13 protein-coding genes and 2 pseudogenes are annotated in these 14,976 nt (G+C 61.7%); 12 read left to right on the forward strand and 3 right to left on the reverse strand.

What is annotated here, in order from left to right:
- The first annotated feature begins 178 nt into the window (after nt 1-178).
- From OU11_RS03515 to OU11_RS03540, 6 genes and pseudogenes are all read left to right on the forward strand, one after another.
- Entirely contained in the window at nt 179-514 is a 336-nt protein-coding gene (locus OU11_RS03515) for a hypothetical protein (protein ID WP_152597055.1), read from the forward strand.
- A 181-nt stretch (nt 515-695) separates the two neighbouring features.
- Complete coding sequence (locus OU11_RS03520; protein ID WP_033514694.1) at nt 696-1,256, forward strand: helix-turn-helix domain-containing protein; 561 nt, start codon at nt 696-698, stop codon at nt 1,254-1,256.
- Nucleotides 1,217-2,060: pseudogene (locus tag OU11_RS08625) on the forward strand (IS3 family transposase). The gene OU11_RS03520 and the pseudogene OU11_RS08625 overlap by 40 nt, the downstream one beginning before the upstream one ends.
- 69 nt (nt 2,061-2,129) lie before the next feature.
- Nucleotides 2,130-4,526, forward strand: a complete 2,397-nt coding sequence (locus tag OU11_RS03530; RefSeq protein WP_033514547.1) for an AAA family ATPase — start codon at nt 2,130-2,132, stop codon at nt 4,524-4,526.
- Entirely contained in the window at nt 4,526-5,596 is a 1,071-nt protein-coding gene (gene mcrC, locus OU11_RS03535; protein ID WP_033514548.1) for a 5-methylcytosine-specific restriction endonuclease system specificity protein McrC, read from the forward strand. The genes OU11_RS03530 and mcrC overlap by 1 nt, the downstream gene beginning before the upstream one ends.
- Nucleotides 5,589-5,822 carry a hypothetical protein gene (locus tag OU11_RS03540; RefSeq protein ID WP_188599673.1) on the forward strand — a complete coding sequence of 78 codons (234 nt, stop codon included), beginning with the start codon at nt 5,589-5,591 and terminating at the stop codon, nt 5,820-5,822. The genes mcrC and OU11_RS03540 overlap by 8 nt, the downstream gene beginning before the upstream one ends.
- Here OU11_RS03540 and OU11_RS03545 read toward each other — a convergent pair.
- Nucleotides 5,773-7,099, reverse strand: a pseudogene (locus OU11_RS03545) (IS3 family transposase). The gene OU11_RS03540 and the pseudogene OU11_RS03545 overlap by 50 nt on opposite strands.
- Nucleotides 7,100-7,125: 26 nt before the next feature.
- Between OU11_RS03545 and OU11_RS03555 the strand changes: the two are divergent.
- From OU11_RS03555 to OU11_RS03575, 6 genes are all read left to right on the forward strand, one after another.
- A complete protein-coding gene (locus tag OU11_RS03555; protein WP_152597056.1) occupies nt 7,126-7,362 on the forward strand; it encodes a hypothetical protein in 237 nt (78 codons plus the stop codon).
- A 332-nt stretch (nt 7,363-7,694) separates the two neighbouring features.
- A complete protein-coding gene (locus OU11_RS03560) occupies nt 7,695-8,651 on the forward strand; it encodes a DMT family transporter (protein ID WP_052122602.1) in 957 nt (318 codons plus the stop codon).
- Nucleotides 8,652-8,662: 11 nt separating this feature from the next.
- Entirely contained in the window at nt 8,663-8,809 is a 147-nt protein-coding gene (locus OU11_RS08945; protein ID WP_188599670.1) for a hypothetical protein, read from the forward strand.
- Between the two features lie 475 nt (nt 8,810-9,284).
- Complete coding sequence (locus OU11_RS03565) at nt 9,285-11,090, forward strand: hypothetical protein (RefSeq protein ID WP_152597057.1); 1,806 nt, start codon at nt 9,285-9,287, stop codon at nt 11,088-11,090.
- 269 nt (nt 11,091-11,359) lie between these two features.
- Nucleotides 11,360-12,412 carry an inorganic phosphate transporter gene (locus OU11_RS03570; RefSeq protein WP_033514552.1) on the forward strand — a complete coding sequence of 351 codons (1,053 nt, stop codon included), beginning with the start codon at nt 11,360-11,362 and terminating at the stop codon, nt 12,410-12,412.
- 18 nt (nt 12,413-12,430) lie between these two features.
- Nucleotides 12,431-13,054: a DUF47 domain-containing protein gene (locus OU11_RS03575; protein WP_033514553.1), complete on the forward strand. Its 624-nt coding sequence runs from the start codon at nt 12,431-12,433 to the stop codon at nt 13,052-13,054.
- 2 nt (nt 13,055-13,056) lie between these two features.
- Here the strand turns inward: OU11_RS03575 and OU11_RS03580 are convergent, their stop codons facing one another.
- On the reverse strand, nt 13,057-13,698 hold the full coding sequence (locus OU11_RS03580; protein WP_033514554.1) for a response regulator transcription factor: 642 nt from the start codon (nt 13,696-13,698) through the stop codon (nt 13,057-13,059).
- The gene (locus tag OU11_RS03585; protein ID WP_033514555.1) at nt 13,695-14,906 is read right to left on the reverse strand and encodes a sensor histidine kinase; all 1,212 of its coding nucleotides are present in this window, start codon (nt 14,904-14,906) and stop codon (nt 13,695-13,697) included. Before OU11_RS03585 ends, OU11_RS03580 begins: the two co-directional genes overlap by 4 nt.
- Nucleotides 14,907-14,976: the final 70 nt, after the last annotated feature.

A 14,976-nucleotide genomic window follows, 5' to 3' on the forward strand; every position in this document is an offset into this window, starting at 1 on the left:
CGAAACCTCAACAAACAATTGAACAAAAACATTTCGGGCACCCACGGGCGTGGCGATGCACCGCACCCCCTCGTCGCGGTGGTATTGTGTTTCGTGAAACACAAAGGAGTCAACGATGTCCCATTCAGAAGTGACATTTCTAAAAGGCAAGACGAAGCAAACCATCCCACCGGCCAAGGTGAAACAGGCAGCGCTCCTCGCCAAGGCGTATCTGGACGCCCAGTCCCCGCAGGACGGTACGCATCAGTCGATGGCCTCCTTGGCCTCCCGCCTCGATAACCCAGAGGTGCAGGCGGCATCCGAAGCCTTCACCGATTTCCTCGAAGGGCTCCCCGCCGAGCACTTGCGGGACCTCGAAGTGCTGTACTACCAGCAGAACCCCTACACGAGCTTCGCGGAAGGGTGGGATGAGCTGGCGGTTAGGTTCAAGACCGTCACCCATGACGAGCTGGTCCGCGACGTATCCGGACACGCCAGGCTGATTGCCGGGCTGCCCGCCCGGCTCGACCAGTAGTTTTTCACCGCTGGCGGCCACCCGATGTCCCTCACCCTGCCGAAGCTGTCGAAGCCGGTCAATTCCTGCAAGGCATACCTCGGACCAATCTCTTTGAGAACCCCTCGGTTTATTCTGAACCGCACCCCGATTGTTGGACTGAAGAAATTCAGATTCGATGATCGGAGGTGCGGTTTTTCGTATGTGTGAGGGTCGGAGAAGGCATTATGACGACGGGTTCCGGCGAGAGGCATTGAAGCTCATCAGAGCGGGTGTGGGCTGCAAGTCGTTGGCCCGCCGGCTTGCGATGCCGGTGTATACCGCGAAACAATGGGTCATGCTGTATAGATCCGGCGGGGAGGAGGCGGTCATGGGCTCGCGGGGCAATCGACGGTACGCTTGGGAGACGAAGGTCGCGGCCGCGCGCGACCACGTCGAGAACGGCCTGACCAAGACGGAGGTCATGGCCGAGCACGGCATCGCCAGCATCGCGACGCTGGAGCGCTGGTGCCGCGAGTACCGGGCCGGCGGCGCGGATGCGTTGAGGCCGAAGCCCAAGGGCAGGCCCAAAGGCTCGAGATCCAGACCGAAACCCGAGCCGACGCGCGAGCAGGAGCTCGCCGAGGAGATCGCCTATCCGAGGGCGAAGGTCGCGTACCTGGAAAAACTGCGGGCCCTGCGGGCGAACAAGTCACGAGACGCGAGAAAAGCGCCGTCGTCCGACTGCTCGCAGGGCAGGGACACCGGCTCGACCATTTGCTGAGGATAGCCGGGCTGGCCAGATCCACATACTTCCATCACCTGTCGCACCCGGGGCATGTGACGCGGGCCGACCTCGAACCGTTGGTCGGCGAGATCTGGGCGCGGACGGCGAACGGATGCGGCCACCGGCAGATCCACATGTGCCTGGTCCACGAGTTCGGCCAGAAGGTATCGGCCAAGACCGTGCTCAGGGTCATGCGCCGCATGGGGCTCAGATGCCCGATCCGCGCGGCCAACCCCTGGAGGAAATACAGCTCGTACAGGGGCGACACGGGCGGGAAGGTGCCGAACCTTCAAACGCGACTTCGAGGCGGACGGGCCGTTCGAGAAGCTCGGCACCGACGTCACCGAGTTCAAGGTCGCCGGCTCCAAGGCGTACCTCGCGCCCGTGTACGACATGGCCAGCAAGGAGATCACGGCCTGGGACGCCGGCCGGCACCCCGACATGAACCAGCAGAAGCGCCTGCTCGCCATGCTCGGGGACAAGCTGCCCGACGGCGCGAACCCGATCCTGCATTCCGACATGGGATGGCAGTACCAGCACCCGTGGTGGAGAAAGGAGCTCGAACGGCTGAACATCCGCCAGTCCATGAGCCGCAAGGGCAACTGCCTGGACAACGCCGCCACCGAACAGGTGTTCGGCCACCTCAAGGACGAGTTCTACCGGGGACGCGAATTCGACTCGTACGAGCAGTTCAAGTCCGAGCTCGACGCCTATATCATCCACTGGAACACCAAACGACGCCAGATACGACTCGAGGGACACACCCCGGAGGAATACCGGAGCATGTCCCTCGCAGCCTAGAACGGTATCCTAATAAACAACGTCCAACAAACGGGGCGCAGTTCACTATCGGTGCGTTAGGAGAACGACATGATTGACCTTTCCCGTTTCGCCGAGGTGCTCACCCTCTACAAGCAAGACTTCGTTGCCGTCACCTGGGGTAACGAGAAGTACAAGTGGGAGGCCGTGAAGCACTTCCAGGACAACTGGGACATCAATGCTGACGACTTCGCCGAGATGCTCGAAAGAGCGCTGGCCAAGACCTACAACCTACTTGCCTCCATGAACAGCTACCCCAAGGGGATGATCGTCAACAGCGCCAAAGCCGCGCCCGAGGACGTGCGGGCTATGTTCATGGCCCTCTTCGACGAGAGCCGCGACTACTGGGAGCGCATCAACGAATTCAAGCAGCGGAGCAACGACCTGCTCGAGCAGACCGGGCAGAAGGGCCAGAGCTACCAGACCGAGAACGCCATAACCACCTACCTCTGGCTGCGCTACCCGGACCGCTACTACATCTATAAGTACGGCGAGGTGCGCAAGACGGCACAGGAGCTCGGCAGCGACTGCGTTATCAAACAGGGGCGGTACGCAGACAACGTTCGCAACCACCTGGCGCTATACGACGAGATCAACGCCGAGCTTCGCAAGGACGAGGAGCTTCGGGCTCTCCTCAGCGCAAGCCTCACCCCAGACTGCTATCCCGACCCGGAGATGCGCACGCTTACCATCGACTTCGGCTTCTACATCAGCCGATACCTGCACGACCACAATAAAGACGACGACAAGTGGTGGCCCGATAAGAGCGAGTACGACCCGGGCCTCACCGCCGACGACTGGGCGGTCCTGCTCGGAGACCCTGAGGTGTTCACCGAGAGCAGCCTGCAGATCATGCGGCGCCTGCTGGACTACGGTGGCGCCGCCACGTGCACGCAGCTCGCCGTGAAATACGGCGAGGCCAAGAACTTCTACAACAGCGGTTCCGTAGCCCTTGCCAAGCGCGTCGCCGAGAAGACCGGATGCGCAGTGATGGACCGCGACTCCGAGAACTCCCGATGGTGGCCCGTGCTCTACGTCGGCAGACATGCCGGCAAGGACGAGGACGGCTCATACGTATGGAAGCTGCGCGACGAGCTCGCCGAGGCCCTCGGCAAGGCGAACCTCGACGGCGTGCGCCTCTACGCGTCTGCCGGCGGCGACGAGGACGAGCCCGGCTACTGGTGGCTCAACGCCAACCCGAAGATCTGGAGCTTCGCCGACATAGCCGTCGGCGAGGTGCAGGACTACACCCTCTACAACGAGAACGGCAACAAGCGCCGAATCTTCCAGAACTTCCTGGACGCCAAGGCCGGCGACATGATCATCGGCTACGAGTCATACCCCGTGAAGCAGGTCGTCGCCATCGCCAAGGTGAGCGCCGAGCAGGACGGAGAGAGGCTCTACTTCGAGAAGGTGGAGGGCCTGGCGACCCCCATAGACTACAAGACGCTGAGGGAGTGCCCCGAGCTCGAGCGGATGGAGTACTTCGTCAACCAGCAGGGCAGCCTCTTCAAGCTGACGCCCGGCGAGTACGACTTCATCCTCGACCTGGTGCGCGAGGAGAACCCGCTGCCCGACGAGAAGAAGGCCGACCGCTACGACAAGGCGGCGTTCCTCAAGGACGTGTACATGGACGACGCCCGCTACGAGCAGCTGCGGGCGATCCTGATGCACAAGAAGAACGTGATCCTGCAGGGCGCGCCTGGCGTCGGCAAGACCTTCTGCGCGCGCAGGCTCGCCTGGTCGATCATGGAGGAGAAGGACGACAGCCGCATCGAGTTCGTGCAGTTCCACCAGAACTACTCCTACGAGGACTTCGTCATGGGCTACCGGCCCGAGGGAGACACGTTCGAGCTCAAGTACGGCATCTTCTACCGATTCTGCCAGAAGGCCGCCAACCAGCCCGACAGGCCATTCTTCTTCATCATCGACGAGATCAACCGGGGCAACATGAGCAAGATCTTCGGCGAGCTGCTCATGCTCATCGAGGCCGACTACCGTGGCACCAAGGCGACCCTCGCGTACAACGGCCTGCAGTTCAGCGTGCCGGAGAACCTCTACATCATCGGCATGATGAACACCGCCGACAGGTCCCTCGCCATGATCGACTACGCCCTGAGGCGCCGGTTCAGCTTCTTCGACATGGAGCCCGGCTTCGACACCAAGGGATTCTCGGAGTACCGCGAGGGCCTGGGCAGCGAGACGATTGACGAACTGGTCGGCAAGGTGAAGGACCTCAACGCAGAGATCGCCCGCGACAAGTCGCTCGGCAGGGGCTTCTGCATAGGCCACAGCTACTTCTGCGGGAGGAAGGCCACCGACGACGCCGACGAGTGGGGCAAGCAGGTCGTCGACTTCGACATCCTGCCTATGCTTCGCGAGTACTGGTTCGACGACGAGGCAAAGGTGACCCGCTGGGACAACATACTGCACGGGGTGTTCCAGTAGTGGCCACGAAGGACAAGAGCATCTTCATCAAGAACGTCTACTACATGCTCGCCTACGCGTTCCGGGCGTTGAAGATGGGCGAGTACGATGACCTCGCCGGCGAGGACTTCGAGCACATGCACGACCTCTTCGCCGCCATACTCGCCAAGGGTATCGCTCGGCAGGTGAAGCAGGGCCTCTACCGGGAGTACCTGGGGCGCACGGAGGACCTAGCGACGGTGCGTGGGAAGATAGAGCTGCAGGGAACCCTGCTCAACCGGATAGCTCGGAGCCGGCGCATAACGTGCGAGTTCGACGAGCTCTCCGAGAACAACGTGCACAACCAGGTGCTCAAGACCACGTCGATGATCCTTCTGAGGCACGGCGAGGTGAGCGAGGAGCGTCGCGCGGACCTGCGCAAGGTGATGCTGTACTTCTCCGACGTTGATGAGATCGAGCCGGCCGAGATCCGCTGGGACGCCATACGCTTCCAGCGCAGCAACGTCTCGTACCGCTTCCTGCTGAGCATCTGCCAGCTCGTGCTCGAGGGCATGCTGATCACGACCGACGAGGGCGAGCGAAAACTTGCGAGATTCGTCGACGACCAGCTCATGAGCAGACTGTACGAGAAGTTCATCCTCGAGTACTACGCGGCCGAGTGCGACTGCGCTAGCGCGTCGTCTCCGCAGATCAAGTGGGCGCTCGACGACGGCCTCGGGACCATGCTGCCCGTCATGCAGAGCGACATCGTGCTGAGCCGCAGGAACAGGGTGCTCATCATCGACGCGAAATACTACACGCACGCAACGCAGCAGTCATTCAACGTCGCCACGATCCACTCCGCGAACCTGTACCAGATCTTCACCTACGTGAAGAACAAGGAGGCGGAGCTCGCCGACCTGGAGCACGAGGTGAGCGGCATGCTGCTCTACGCCAAGACCGATGAGGAGATCCAGCCCGACGGCGTGTATCAGATGAGCGGCAACCAGATAAGCGTGAAGACGCTGGATCTGAACATGGAGTTCGAGGAGATACGCAAACAGCTCGATACGATTGCAGTGTCGCACTTTGTAAGGAGCGCCAATGGATGACGACTTTAGCTTTACAATCGAAATACCCTGTGATGAGGATGGGTTCGTATTGATGCAATGCCCTCAATGTGGCGAATTCTTCAAGCTTAGACCTACCGATTATGAGTCTGACGACGTTCTCGAGGTGAGTTGTCCCGCATGCGGCATCGCATCCGAAAACTACCTTACAGAAGACGTCATTGAGCTGGCCATGGTTGTCGCAAAGAATAGAGTATTCGAGGCTTGAACTGGTCTGGTTTTTGTTCCGCCTTTATAGTAAGGCGGCTTGTGTCGCCTGGTTCGTATAGTACTCGGTTTCGACCTGCTCGGGTGTCCTGTAGCCCAGGCTGGCGTGGAGGCGTTTCGAGTTCCACCATGAGACCCATCGGAACGTCGCCAGCTCCAGGTCGCCCACGTCCCGGAACGGCTTGCGCCGCCAGACCAGCTCGGTCTTGTACGCGCCGTCGGCGGACTCGGCCATGGCGTTGTCGTAGGAGTCGCCGACCGTGCCGGTCGAGGGCAGCATCCCGTACTCGCGCACGCGCGTGGTGTACACCGTGCCGATGTACCGGGAGCCGTGGTCGCAGTGGTGGACGAGCCCCCGGGTGCCGCCGTGCCCCGCGGCCCAGGAGATCGCCTGCTCCAGCGCCTGCAGGGGCAGCTCCTCGGTGTTCATGCTGGTGGCGCACGCCCATCCCACGATGCGGCGGGCGAATACGTCGGTGACGAACGCGGCGTAGCCGAACCGCCCGTCCGTCATGCGCACGTAGGCGATGTCGGCCACGTGCAGCCGGTTCGGCGCCATGGCCCGGAACCTGCGCTCCACGAGGTCGGGCCCGCCGCCCGCGCCCTTCGCCGGCCCGGTGGTCGCCGGCGTCCTGCCGCGCCTGACGCCTTGCATGCCGAGCTCGCGCATGATGTTCATCACCTGGGCGCGGCCGACCTCGGACGGATCCCACCCCTCGGCGAGCAGCCGGGCATGGACCTTCCCGTATCCGTACACGGCCATGAAGAAATCCGAATGGATCCGGAGGATGTCCCGGGCCGGCGCCTCGTGGCGCGCCTTCATGCGGCCGGGCGGCCTGGTCTTGAACATGCGGTAGCCGCGCGGCGTGAGAAACCCGCAATCCGACGCCGCGCCCAGCACCCTGCAAATCGGCCCGACCCCGAAACAATCCCGATGCGCGTCGACGTACGCGGCCATCAGGGCCGTGTCCGGTCGAGCCGCGCCGCGAAAAAAGCCGACGCCGTCGTCAAAATCTCGTTCGCCCGCCGCAGCTCCGCGTTCTCCGCCCGCAGACGCCTGAGCCCGGCCATCGCCTCCTGCGCGGACTGTTCCGACTGTTCCGCGGCCGACGCATCCGACTGGTTCCGCCAACGCCGCAGCGTCTCGGACGAGACGCCCGGATCCCCGGCCACCTCGGCGATCGCCTTCGTCTCCGACGAATACGAGGGACGGGACTCCGTCAACAGCCTGACGGCCTTCGCCTTGAACTCATCCGTGTATCTCGTGCCCTTGGACATGATTCCATCATCTCCCATCGAGTTAGGTGAAATGCGGAACAAAAACCAGGCCATATCAGCTCGGGCAGGTCAGCTCGGTGGAGCGCATCATCGCCCTGGCAGCCGAGCCCATCGGCGCGCTGGCGGGCGGACCGTTCGCGGACATGATCGGAGAGGACATCGCCCTGTACCTGTGCGCGGTGGGACTGGCCGCATCCACGGCCTGGGCGTTGGACGAACACGGGATCCTGTCCTTCCGTAAGCCGGACGAATGGCAGTGCTGAATCCGCAGCCCCGTCCTTCCCACGCGACAGAACATGTCATGATCGGCATGATCGCGGAATCATTCGCTCCAGGGAATCGGTGCGGACTATTGTCATGCGTTGGGAGCAATTTCGCGACCGCGTTTGACATTTCCAGGGAGACCTCGTAGATTGGACCCGTCTAAAATCGTGTGGACTTTTCTGGGCGTAAGCCACCTTTTTGCCACGCAGCCGAGCGTCGGTCGCGTGGTTTTTGTATTGGTCGGCAACATCCGACGAGATGACCTCTCTTCCGAAGACTCGGGACGTGTGAAGCTTGCCTTGCATGGGATGGGGCGAAGGAAGGAGAGAGTATGGAAAACGCAATCGATTCGCAGACGACGTCTGTGGTTACCTCGGCTTCGGGACATCGCCAGGTAACGGCTGCCCTGCAGGTATTTGCAGGTGGTGCCTGCTACGGCGCAATGGCCACTACGTACAAGCTCGCCTACGCGGCGGGTTACACTTCGGCGCAGGTGGTGGCGAGTCAGGCGTGGTTCGGCTGCCTGTTCTTCATCCTCGCAACGGTCGTACGTTTGCTGCGCGGCGGCCGTCTGAGCCGTCTTGGGGGCGCACAGGTGTTCAAGCTCATGGGGCTTGGTGCCCTCACCTGCACCACCTCGATTCTGTATTGCTATGCCATGAGCGTGCTGCCTGCTCCGGTGGCCCTCACACTGCTGTTTCAGTTCACTTGGATGGGACTTGTCTGGCAAACCATTATGATGCGGCGCGCGCCCAGGCTTCTTGCGATCGCCTCGGCCGCGCTCATCGTGTTCGGCACCGTGTTCGCGAGCGGCGTCTACAGGACGGGACTCGCCGGCTACAATCCTGTCGCGCTCGTCTGCGCCCTCGGCGCAGCGGTCACCTGTTCGTTGTTCGTCACACTTTCCGGAAAGGTCAAGGTGGACTGCTCCAACGAACAGCGAGGTGTTGTCGTGTGTCTGGGCGCGGGTCTCATGTCGCTCACCGTGTGCCCGGACTACCTCTTCTCCGGTGTTGTTTTCCAAGGCATCCTGCCTTTCGCCGCCATAGCGGGATTCTTCGGTCTTACATGTCCGGTGCTGCTCTTTGGCCTAGGCTCCCCGCACCTTCCCGCCGGGCTCTCGACCGTTATGGCCGCTGCGGAGCTTCCCGCCGGCCTCCTCATCGCCATGATCGTGCTCGGCGAGCCGCTTGGCATTGCCGAGTGGCTGGGCGTGGTTGTGATTCTTGCTGGAGTGTGCCTTGCACAGGTGCCTGGTTTCCTCGCGCGGCACCGCGAGGAAGTCTGACCGCCGTTCCGATGGCTTATGCGGAGAGCAAGGCGCTCCTCAGGGAGTGGGGCCTGCCCGAGACGCTGCGCGGCGTGGGCGCCATCGCCTTGGGATACGCCGCGGGGCCCGAGGGCGCGGCCGCCCCGCGCAAGGACGGCTATGTTGTGCGCATCTAGCAGGATTTGGTCTTGCCAGAGGCGTCCGTCCTCCTCGGCGGGAATGCAAGCCGCTCGGAAGCTGTCGAGCGAACATCGGCGTTGAGTTCATATTGAGTTCAACTCAAGTGCTCGAAAATTGCCAGATTCCGGCGAATAGGGGGACACCGATACACCACGTGGACGAGAGGCTATGGAAGTGCACGATTTGATTACTGAGTGGGAGTGATGTAGACAGGGCGCACATAACGGCCCGATACGATGACATTGACTCTGTAGGGAGGTCTTCGGACCTCCCTTTGCTATTGTCTGGTCCTATTCCGGCTCTCGTGCGGGCATTCGTTGGCGCATTCGGTCGTACGCATGGGCCGGTTCCCTGTAGCGTCAGTCCAAGTGCAATCTATGGTGATGCTACCGGGAGTGTTCCATCCAAGACTGATCTGGCTGCGAATTACACTTGTATACCAATCGAACGGGAAGAGCGATTGGGACGGATATGGAAGAAGCCTTGACCTCAGCGAGCATGTGTTTCGCTCGCAAACCTGTGCCGAAATCATGGAAACGATGGGGGCTGTACCTCATTGAGTCCATGGTTCTCATCGGCCTGCTGTTCCTGATGTCTCGTCTGGTACCGGTTATGCCTTCATTCGTGATTGCGCTGCTTTGGGCGGTGCTGACTTTTGTCATGACGATCGGTCATGTTTACCGTGTCGTTGTAAAGAAGACATATCGTCAGGTCAGATATCGTGAAGGCGGTATGCACGCCCGCTTCAACAATGGGCGAATTCTGTCCATCATTATTGGATTCGTGTTTTCCGCGGTATGTTCGGCCGGATTGATCCTGAGCACTCCTCGATGGGGAACCCTCGAATGGATCCTTACCGTGATTTCGATTCCGCTGTATATTGTCGTGTTCCTTGTCGCGGACAAGTTGTCGCGTAGGGAATATACGGAGAATTACCGTTTGTCGGGCTGTTTGTTCTGGAGCTATATCGTCGTGGGGGTGCTACTGGTTGTTTTGTATACCGTCGCCACGTTGGTACGGCCGATGACGACGTACGACAGTGCGGTTGATGCGTTCCTGGCTGCGAAGAACCCTCTCGAAGGCGCATCTTCCACGTTGGTGTCCGAGTCGGGGATATTGATGAGTTTCGTGGATGGGATGAAGCTGTATGGCATCTCGACGGCATCCCACGTGTCCGCGGCCATCTCATTCGCGATCGTGATCATCTTGTCTGTTTCCACGTTCTTCGGCATCGCGGGTTTACTGAGGGTGGCTTCCATCGATATCGGTGAGATGAAGAGGGTGTTTTCGCCTTTGCCGGCGGAGGGACAGAAGATTGCGGATCTGCATGTCAAGAAGGCGTATATCGTCGTGGCTGCGGCTATGCCTGCCGTCCTGATCGCATCATTCGTCGGCGCCGATTCCTGGATGGCCACTGTAGCGACGACTCGAGGATATACCATGGCCGAACGATTCGTCCGTGACCAGATGGATCTTGCCATATATGTGCTCGACGGCAAATACTACGACCAGCGGGCAGTCGAAATGGTGCGTGAGGAAACCGAAAGGAAGGTCGCCAAGCTCAGCGAGAAGAATAGCGAGGTGCTAACGAATCTCATTAACGAATCGTTCGATAAGCGTCTCGAGAATGTGGATGACTACCTTGATTGGTACTACAGCCTGCCTGCCGATTACGAACGATTGGCGAGTATGATCACCGGTTCCGCGGAGGAATTCGTAACCGATCAGTTCACCGCGCACATCGAAAACGGCATCGACGACTCCGCTATTGACGAGCAGTTGGAGCGTTACGCCGCCCAGATCGACCAATATCGCACGGATGCGGAGGAGGAGCTCGCCGCGTATGAAATGGATGACGTACCCGAATGGCTGATCGTCGAGAAGGAAGAACTGGATGACGATTTCTTCTCCGACTCGTTTGAACCGGCCCAGCGGCTACTCGATGCGAATGATCGGGTCGTGATAAGCAGTACGATCGGCCTGGCCGCCGGTGTGCTCATGAAAGCGGCATCGAAACAGTTCTTTAAGAAATTCGTAAGTCAGATCGGAAGCAAACTCGGTGCGAGCGCTATAGGAAGCGCCATCGGCGGTACTGCGGGTACCGTTGCGGGTCCACTCGGCACGGTTGCGGGGCTTGCCGCCGGTGCCGCGGTCGGAGTCGGCGTGGACGCATTGATGTTGAACATCGACGAATGGCAGAACCGCGACGAGTACAAGGCGGAGATCGTCGAAGCCATCGAGGAACAACGCAGTGAGGTTTTGGGCGCATTGGGATAGGAGCCAGTCTGTTCTTCATCCACGCATGGTCTTCGCGGCAAGGCTGAACGAAGAGGCACGATATGGCGGAGCATCGACTCGGCATCGGCGTATTTCGCTGCAATGTCGTGTCGTGACATGGATGGAATACGACCGTGACGGGGGATGATTTCTGCCGCGACACGCCATTGATGAAACGCTACGTAGCCACGCTGCATGACTCTCGGGCGAACATCAGGTAAACTCAGGGTGTTCACTGTTGAAAACCGAGTAAAAAGGTGGCGAGTCCGTTGGACGTTTCATTCATGTACTTCATCCAACAGATCCTCACCAACCCCGCATTGACCGTGACTACGTTGCTCACGCTTGGCGTGATCTTCGTCAACGGATGGACCGACGCCCCCAACGCCATCGCCACCTGTGTGACCACGCGCTGCATGCGTGTACGCTCCGCGGTCATCATGGCCGCGGTCTTCAATTTCCTGGGTGTGTTCATCATGACCCAGCTGAACGCCTCGGTGGCCTCCACCATCAGCAACATGGTGGATTTCGGCGGCAACACGCATGAGGCGCTGATCGCCCTGTGCGCCGCGCTGTTCTCCATCGTCGTCTACAGCGTGATCGCTTCGCTGTTCGGCATCCCCACCTCGGAAAGCCACAGTCTGATCGCCGGCCTGTCCGGTGCGGCCATCGCCATCCAGAGCGGCATCGGCGGCATCAACATGGACGAGTGGGTCAAGGTGCTGTACGGTCTGGTGGCCAGCCTGGTCATCGGCTTCGCGATGGGCTGGGTCGTCTGCAAGCTGGTCACGGTGATCTGCGCCGGCATGGACCGCCGCCGCACCAACGGGTTCTTCAAATACGCGCAGATCGTGGGCGCCGCCTCGATGAGCTTCATGCACGGCGCGCAGGACGGCCAGAAGTTCATCGGCGTGCTGTTCCTGGGCATGGCGTTCTGCAACGGGCAGTCCAGCGTGGCCGGCGTGGTGATCCCGGTGTGGCTGATGCTGCTGTGCAGCGTCATCATGGGCCTGGGCACCTCGGTGGGCGGCGAGCGCATCATCAAGTCGGTCGGCCAGGACATGGTCAAGCTGGAGAAGTTTCAGGGCTTCTCCGCCGACCTGTCGAGCGCGTTGTGTCTGCTGCTGATGACGGTGCTCGGCATCCCCGTGTCCACCACGCACACCAAGACCAGCGCCATCATGGGCGTCGGCGCGGTCAAGCGTCTGTCCGCCATCAACTTCGGCGTGGTCAAGGACATGATGCTCACCTGGGTGTTCACATTCCCCGGCTGCGGCATCATCAGTTACATCATGGCCAAACTGTTCATGTTCATCTTCTAACGGAAGGAACTGCTTCACATGGCAAGAAAGAACGACGCGTTCTATTTCGACTCCTTTGACAGGAGCGCCGAATACGCCTGTCAGGCCGTGCAGCTGCTGGCGGACGTCATGCGCCATTACGACCCGGATACGCTCCAGGAGCGCATGGGGCAGATGCACGCCATCGAGCAGGCGGCCGACGAGGTGCGTCACGCGTTGGTCGACGAGCTGGTCACCGCGTTCATCACCCCGATCGACCGCGAGGACATCGCGCTGCTCAGCGACTATCTGGATAGCGTGGTCGATGAGATCGAAGGCGTGCTGCACCGGCTGTACTACGATAACGTCCGCGAGATCCGCCCCGATGCGCTCGTCACCCTCGACAAGGTGGTCGAGGAGGTGGGCCAGATGAGGGACCTGGTCGCCGAGATGCGCCGGTTCAAGCGGTCCAAGACCCTGCGCGAGCGTGTGTTCGCGATCAACCGCATCGAGCAGGATGCGGATACGATGTTCGTGGATGCGTTGCGCACGCTGCACACCGCCGAGACCGACCCGCTGCGCGTGTTCGCCTGGCATGAGGTGTACACGCAGCTGGAGGAGTGCGCCGACGCCTGCGAGAAGGTGGCCGACGTCATCGACAACGTGGTGATGAAGAACAGCTGAGCCTACCGCTCGCCCTTGAGCCAGGCGATGGCCAGCTGCGTGCGGTTGGTCATGCCGAGCTTGTCCAGGATTCCGCTGATGCGGTTGCGCACGGTGCCCTCCGACAGGCACAGACATGCCGCGATGTCACGGTTGTCGAGTCCCTGCGCGACCAGCGCGGCGATGTCCCGCTCGCGGTCGCTCAGATTCGGGAACGGATTGCTGGGCACGTCGCCGTCGTGGCGGTGGGGCCGTTCCTCCGTCAGTTTGCCGAGCACCTCGGCGCCGAGTACGACCTGCCCCGCCATCACGGCCTGCAAGGCGGGGGCGACGGCGGACACGTCCTGCTTGATGAGGTATCCACGGGCGCCGATGGCGATGGCCTCGTCGATATAGGCCCGGTCCGAGAACGTGGTCAGGAACAGGATGCGCGCGGCATGGTCGAACGCCAGGATGCGCCGGGCCGTGTCCAATCCGCTCACGCCGGGCATCTGGATATCGAGCAGCAGCACGTCCGGCCGGTGATGCGGGCCGGATCGAAAGCGTTCCACGGCGTCGGTTCCGTTGTTCGCCGTCCAGAGCACCTCGGCCGCCCCGGTGGCGGAGAGGATGGTGGCCAGCGACTGGCAGACGATGGGGTCGTCATCCACGATGGCGGTTTTCATGCGTGCCCTCCCTCGGCGGTCCATGGTGTTTTGGGAATCGATGCGAAGACGCGCCATCCGTCGTTGAACGGTCCGCACAGCGCCGTGCCTCCCAACGCCCTGACACGGGCCTCGATATCGGCCAGCCCCATGCCACGCGGAGCGGTGGCCGCGGCGTGCGGCATGCGGCCTCCGTCATCCTGCACGGTCAGCTGCCAGAAGGCGGGGAACTCGTGCAACAGCACCGATACCTGCGCGGCGTCGCTGTGATGGGCCACATTCGACACGGCCTCGCGGATCACCGCGGCCAGGCACCGTGCAACCGGCGCGGGCGCCGTTCTGATATCGTTGCGCAGCCGAACGTCGAAATCCGCCGCACCGTCGAACGCGTGCGCCGCGGCATGGATCTGCGCGGCGAAATCCGTGCCGTCATCCTCCAGATCGTGGACGGAACGGCGGATCATCGTCATCGCCTGGTCCGCCGTATCGTGGATCTGCGCGAACCCACGGGCGGCATCGTGCGCGCCGCCGGCCTCGGCCACCAGCCGTCCCGCCTCGGCCTGCATGATGGCGCGGGTGAGCAGATGGCCGACGTTGTCATGGATATCGCGGGCGATGCGCGTGCGTTCGTTGACGGTGGCCGTATGGATGGCCGCGGCGCGTTCCTCGCTGCCGTCGGCGAGCCGGATCCGGTAGCGGCGCAGCATGTCCCGGGACTCATCCTCGATCCGGGTCCTGCCGGCGTCGAGCGCGTTGCAGCGTCTCGCGGATTCCCCGAGCAGCGCACCCACCGCCGCAACAACGACGATGAGATACGAATCCGGCCCGGCCTGCCCGCGGTCGGCACCCAATCCGAACAGGCGCATCGCCAACGGCGCGATCCACAGCCAGCACGACACGGCCATCATCCAACGCGGCGGCCCGTCCGCACCGCTCCCGCGGACGGGCGATGCGCCGGCACGTATTAAGCGGAGGGGCCGCAGACGCATGGCGTCATAGGCGATTGTCGGCAGGAACCAGAGGAATTCGGCGGACAGGCAAGCCATAACCGCGTAGCAGCCCGGCATCAGGGGACGAAGCCGTGCGGCCGGCAGCCATTCGCACAGCGACGTGCAGCAGACCGCGGCCAGCAGCGCCACGACCGAACCCGGCCGCATATCGCCGGTGAGGGTGATATGCAGGATCAGGCACAAGGCGAACAGTACGGCCTTGTCGAGGAGTGTGCGCATGTCTCCACCATACCGTGACTTCGGGGACGGGCATGGTGACATTCGTCACGATCCGGGCGGGAACAATGAC

Source organism: Bifidobacterium pullorum DSM 20433 (assembly GCF_000771405.1).
Lineage (GTDB): Bacteria > Actinomycetota > Actinomycetes > Actinomycetales > Bifidobacteriaceae > Bifidobacterium > Bifidobacterium pullorum.

Excerpts from the sequence above, each read along its gene's own strand:
- OU11_RS03520 (WP_033514694.1), top strand. The coding sequence starts at position 696 with ATGTGTGAGGGTCGGAGAAGGCATTATGACGACGGGTTCCGGCGAGAG.
- OU11_RS03530 (WP_033514547.1), top strand. The coding sequence starts at position 2,130 with ATGATTGACCTTTCCCGTTTCGCCGAGGTGCTCACCCTCTACAAGCAA.
- OU11_RS03540 (WP_188599673.1), top strand. The coding sequence starts at position 5,589 with ATGGATGACGACTTTAGCTTTACAATCGAAATACCCTGTGATGAGGAT.
- OU11_RS03560 (WP_052122602.1), top strand. The coding sequence starts at position 7,695 with ATGGAAAACGCAATCGATTCGCAGACGACGTCTGTGGTTACCTCGGCT.
- OU11_RS08945 (WP_188599670.1), top strand. The coding sequence starts at position 8,663 with ATGGCTTATGCGGAGAGCAAGGCGCTCCTCAGGGAGTGGGGCCTGCCC.
- OU11_RS03565 (WP_152597057.1), top strand. The coding sequence starts at position 9,285 with ATGGAAGAAGCCTTGACCTCAGCGAGCATGTGTTTCGCTCGCAAACCT.
- OU11_RS03575 (WP_033514553.1), top strand. The coding sequence starts at position 12,431 with ATGGCAAGAAAGAACGACGCGTTCTATTTCGACTCCTTTGACAGGAGC.
- OU11_RS03580 (WP_033514554.1), bottom strand. The coding sequence starts at position 13,698 with ATGAAAACCGCCATCGTGGATGACGACCCCATCGTCTGCCAGTCGCTG.
- OU11_RS03585 (WP_033514555.1), bottom strand. The coding sequence starts at position 14,906 with ATGCGCACACTCCTCGACAAGGCCGTACTGTTCGCCTTGTGCCTGATC.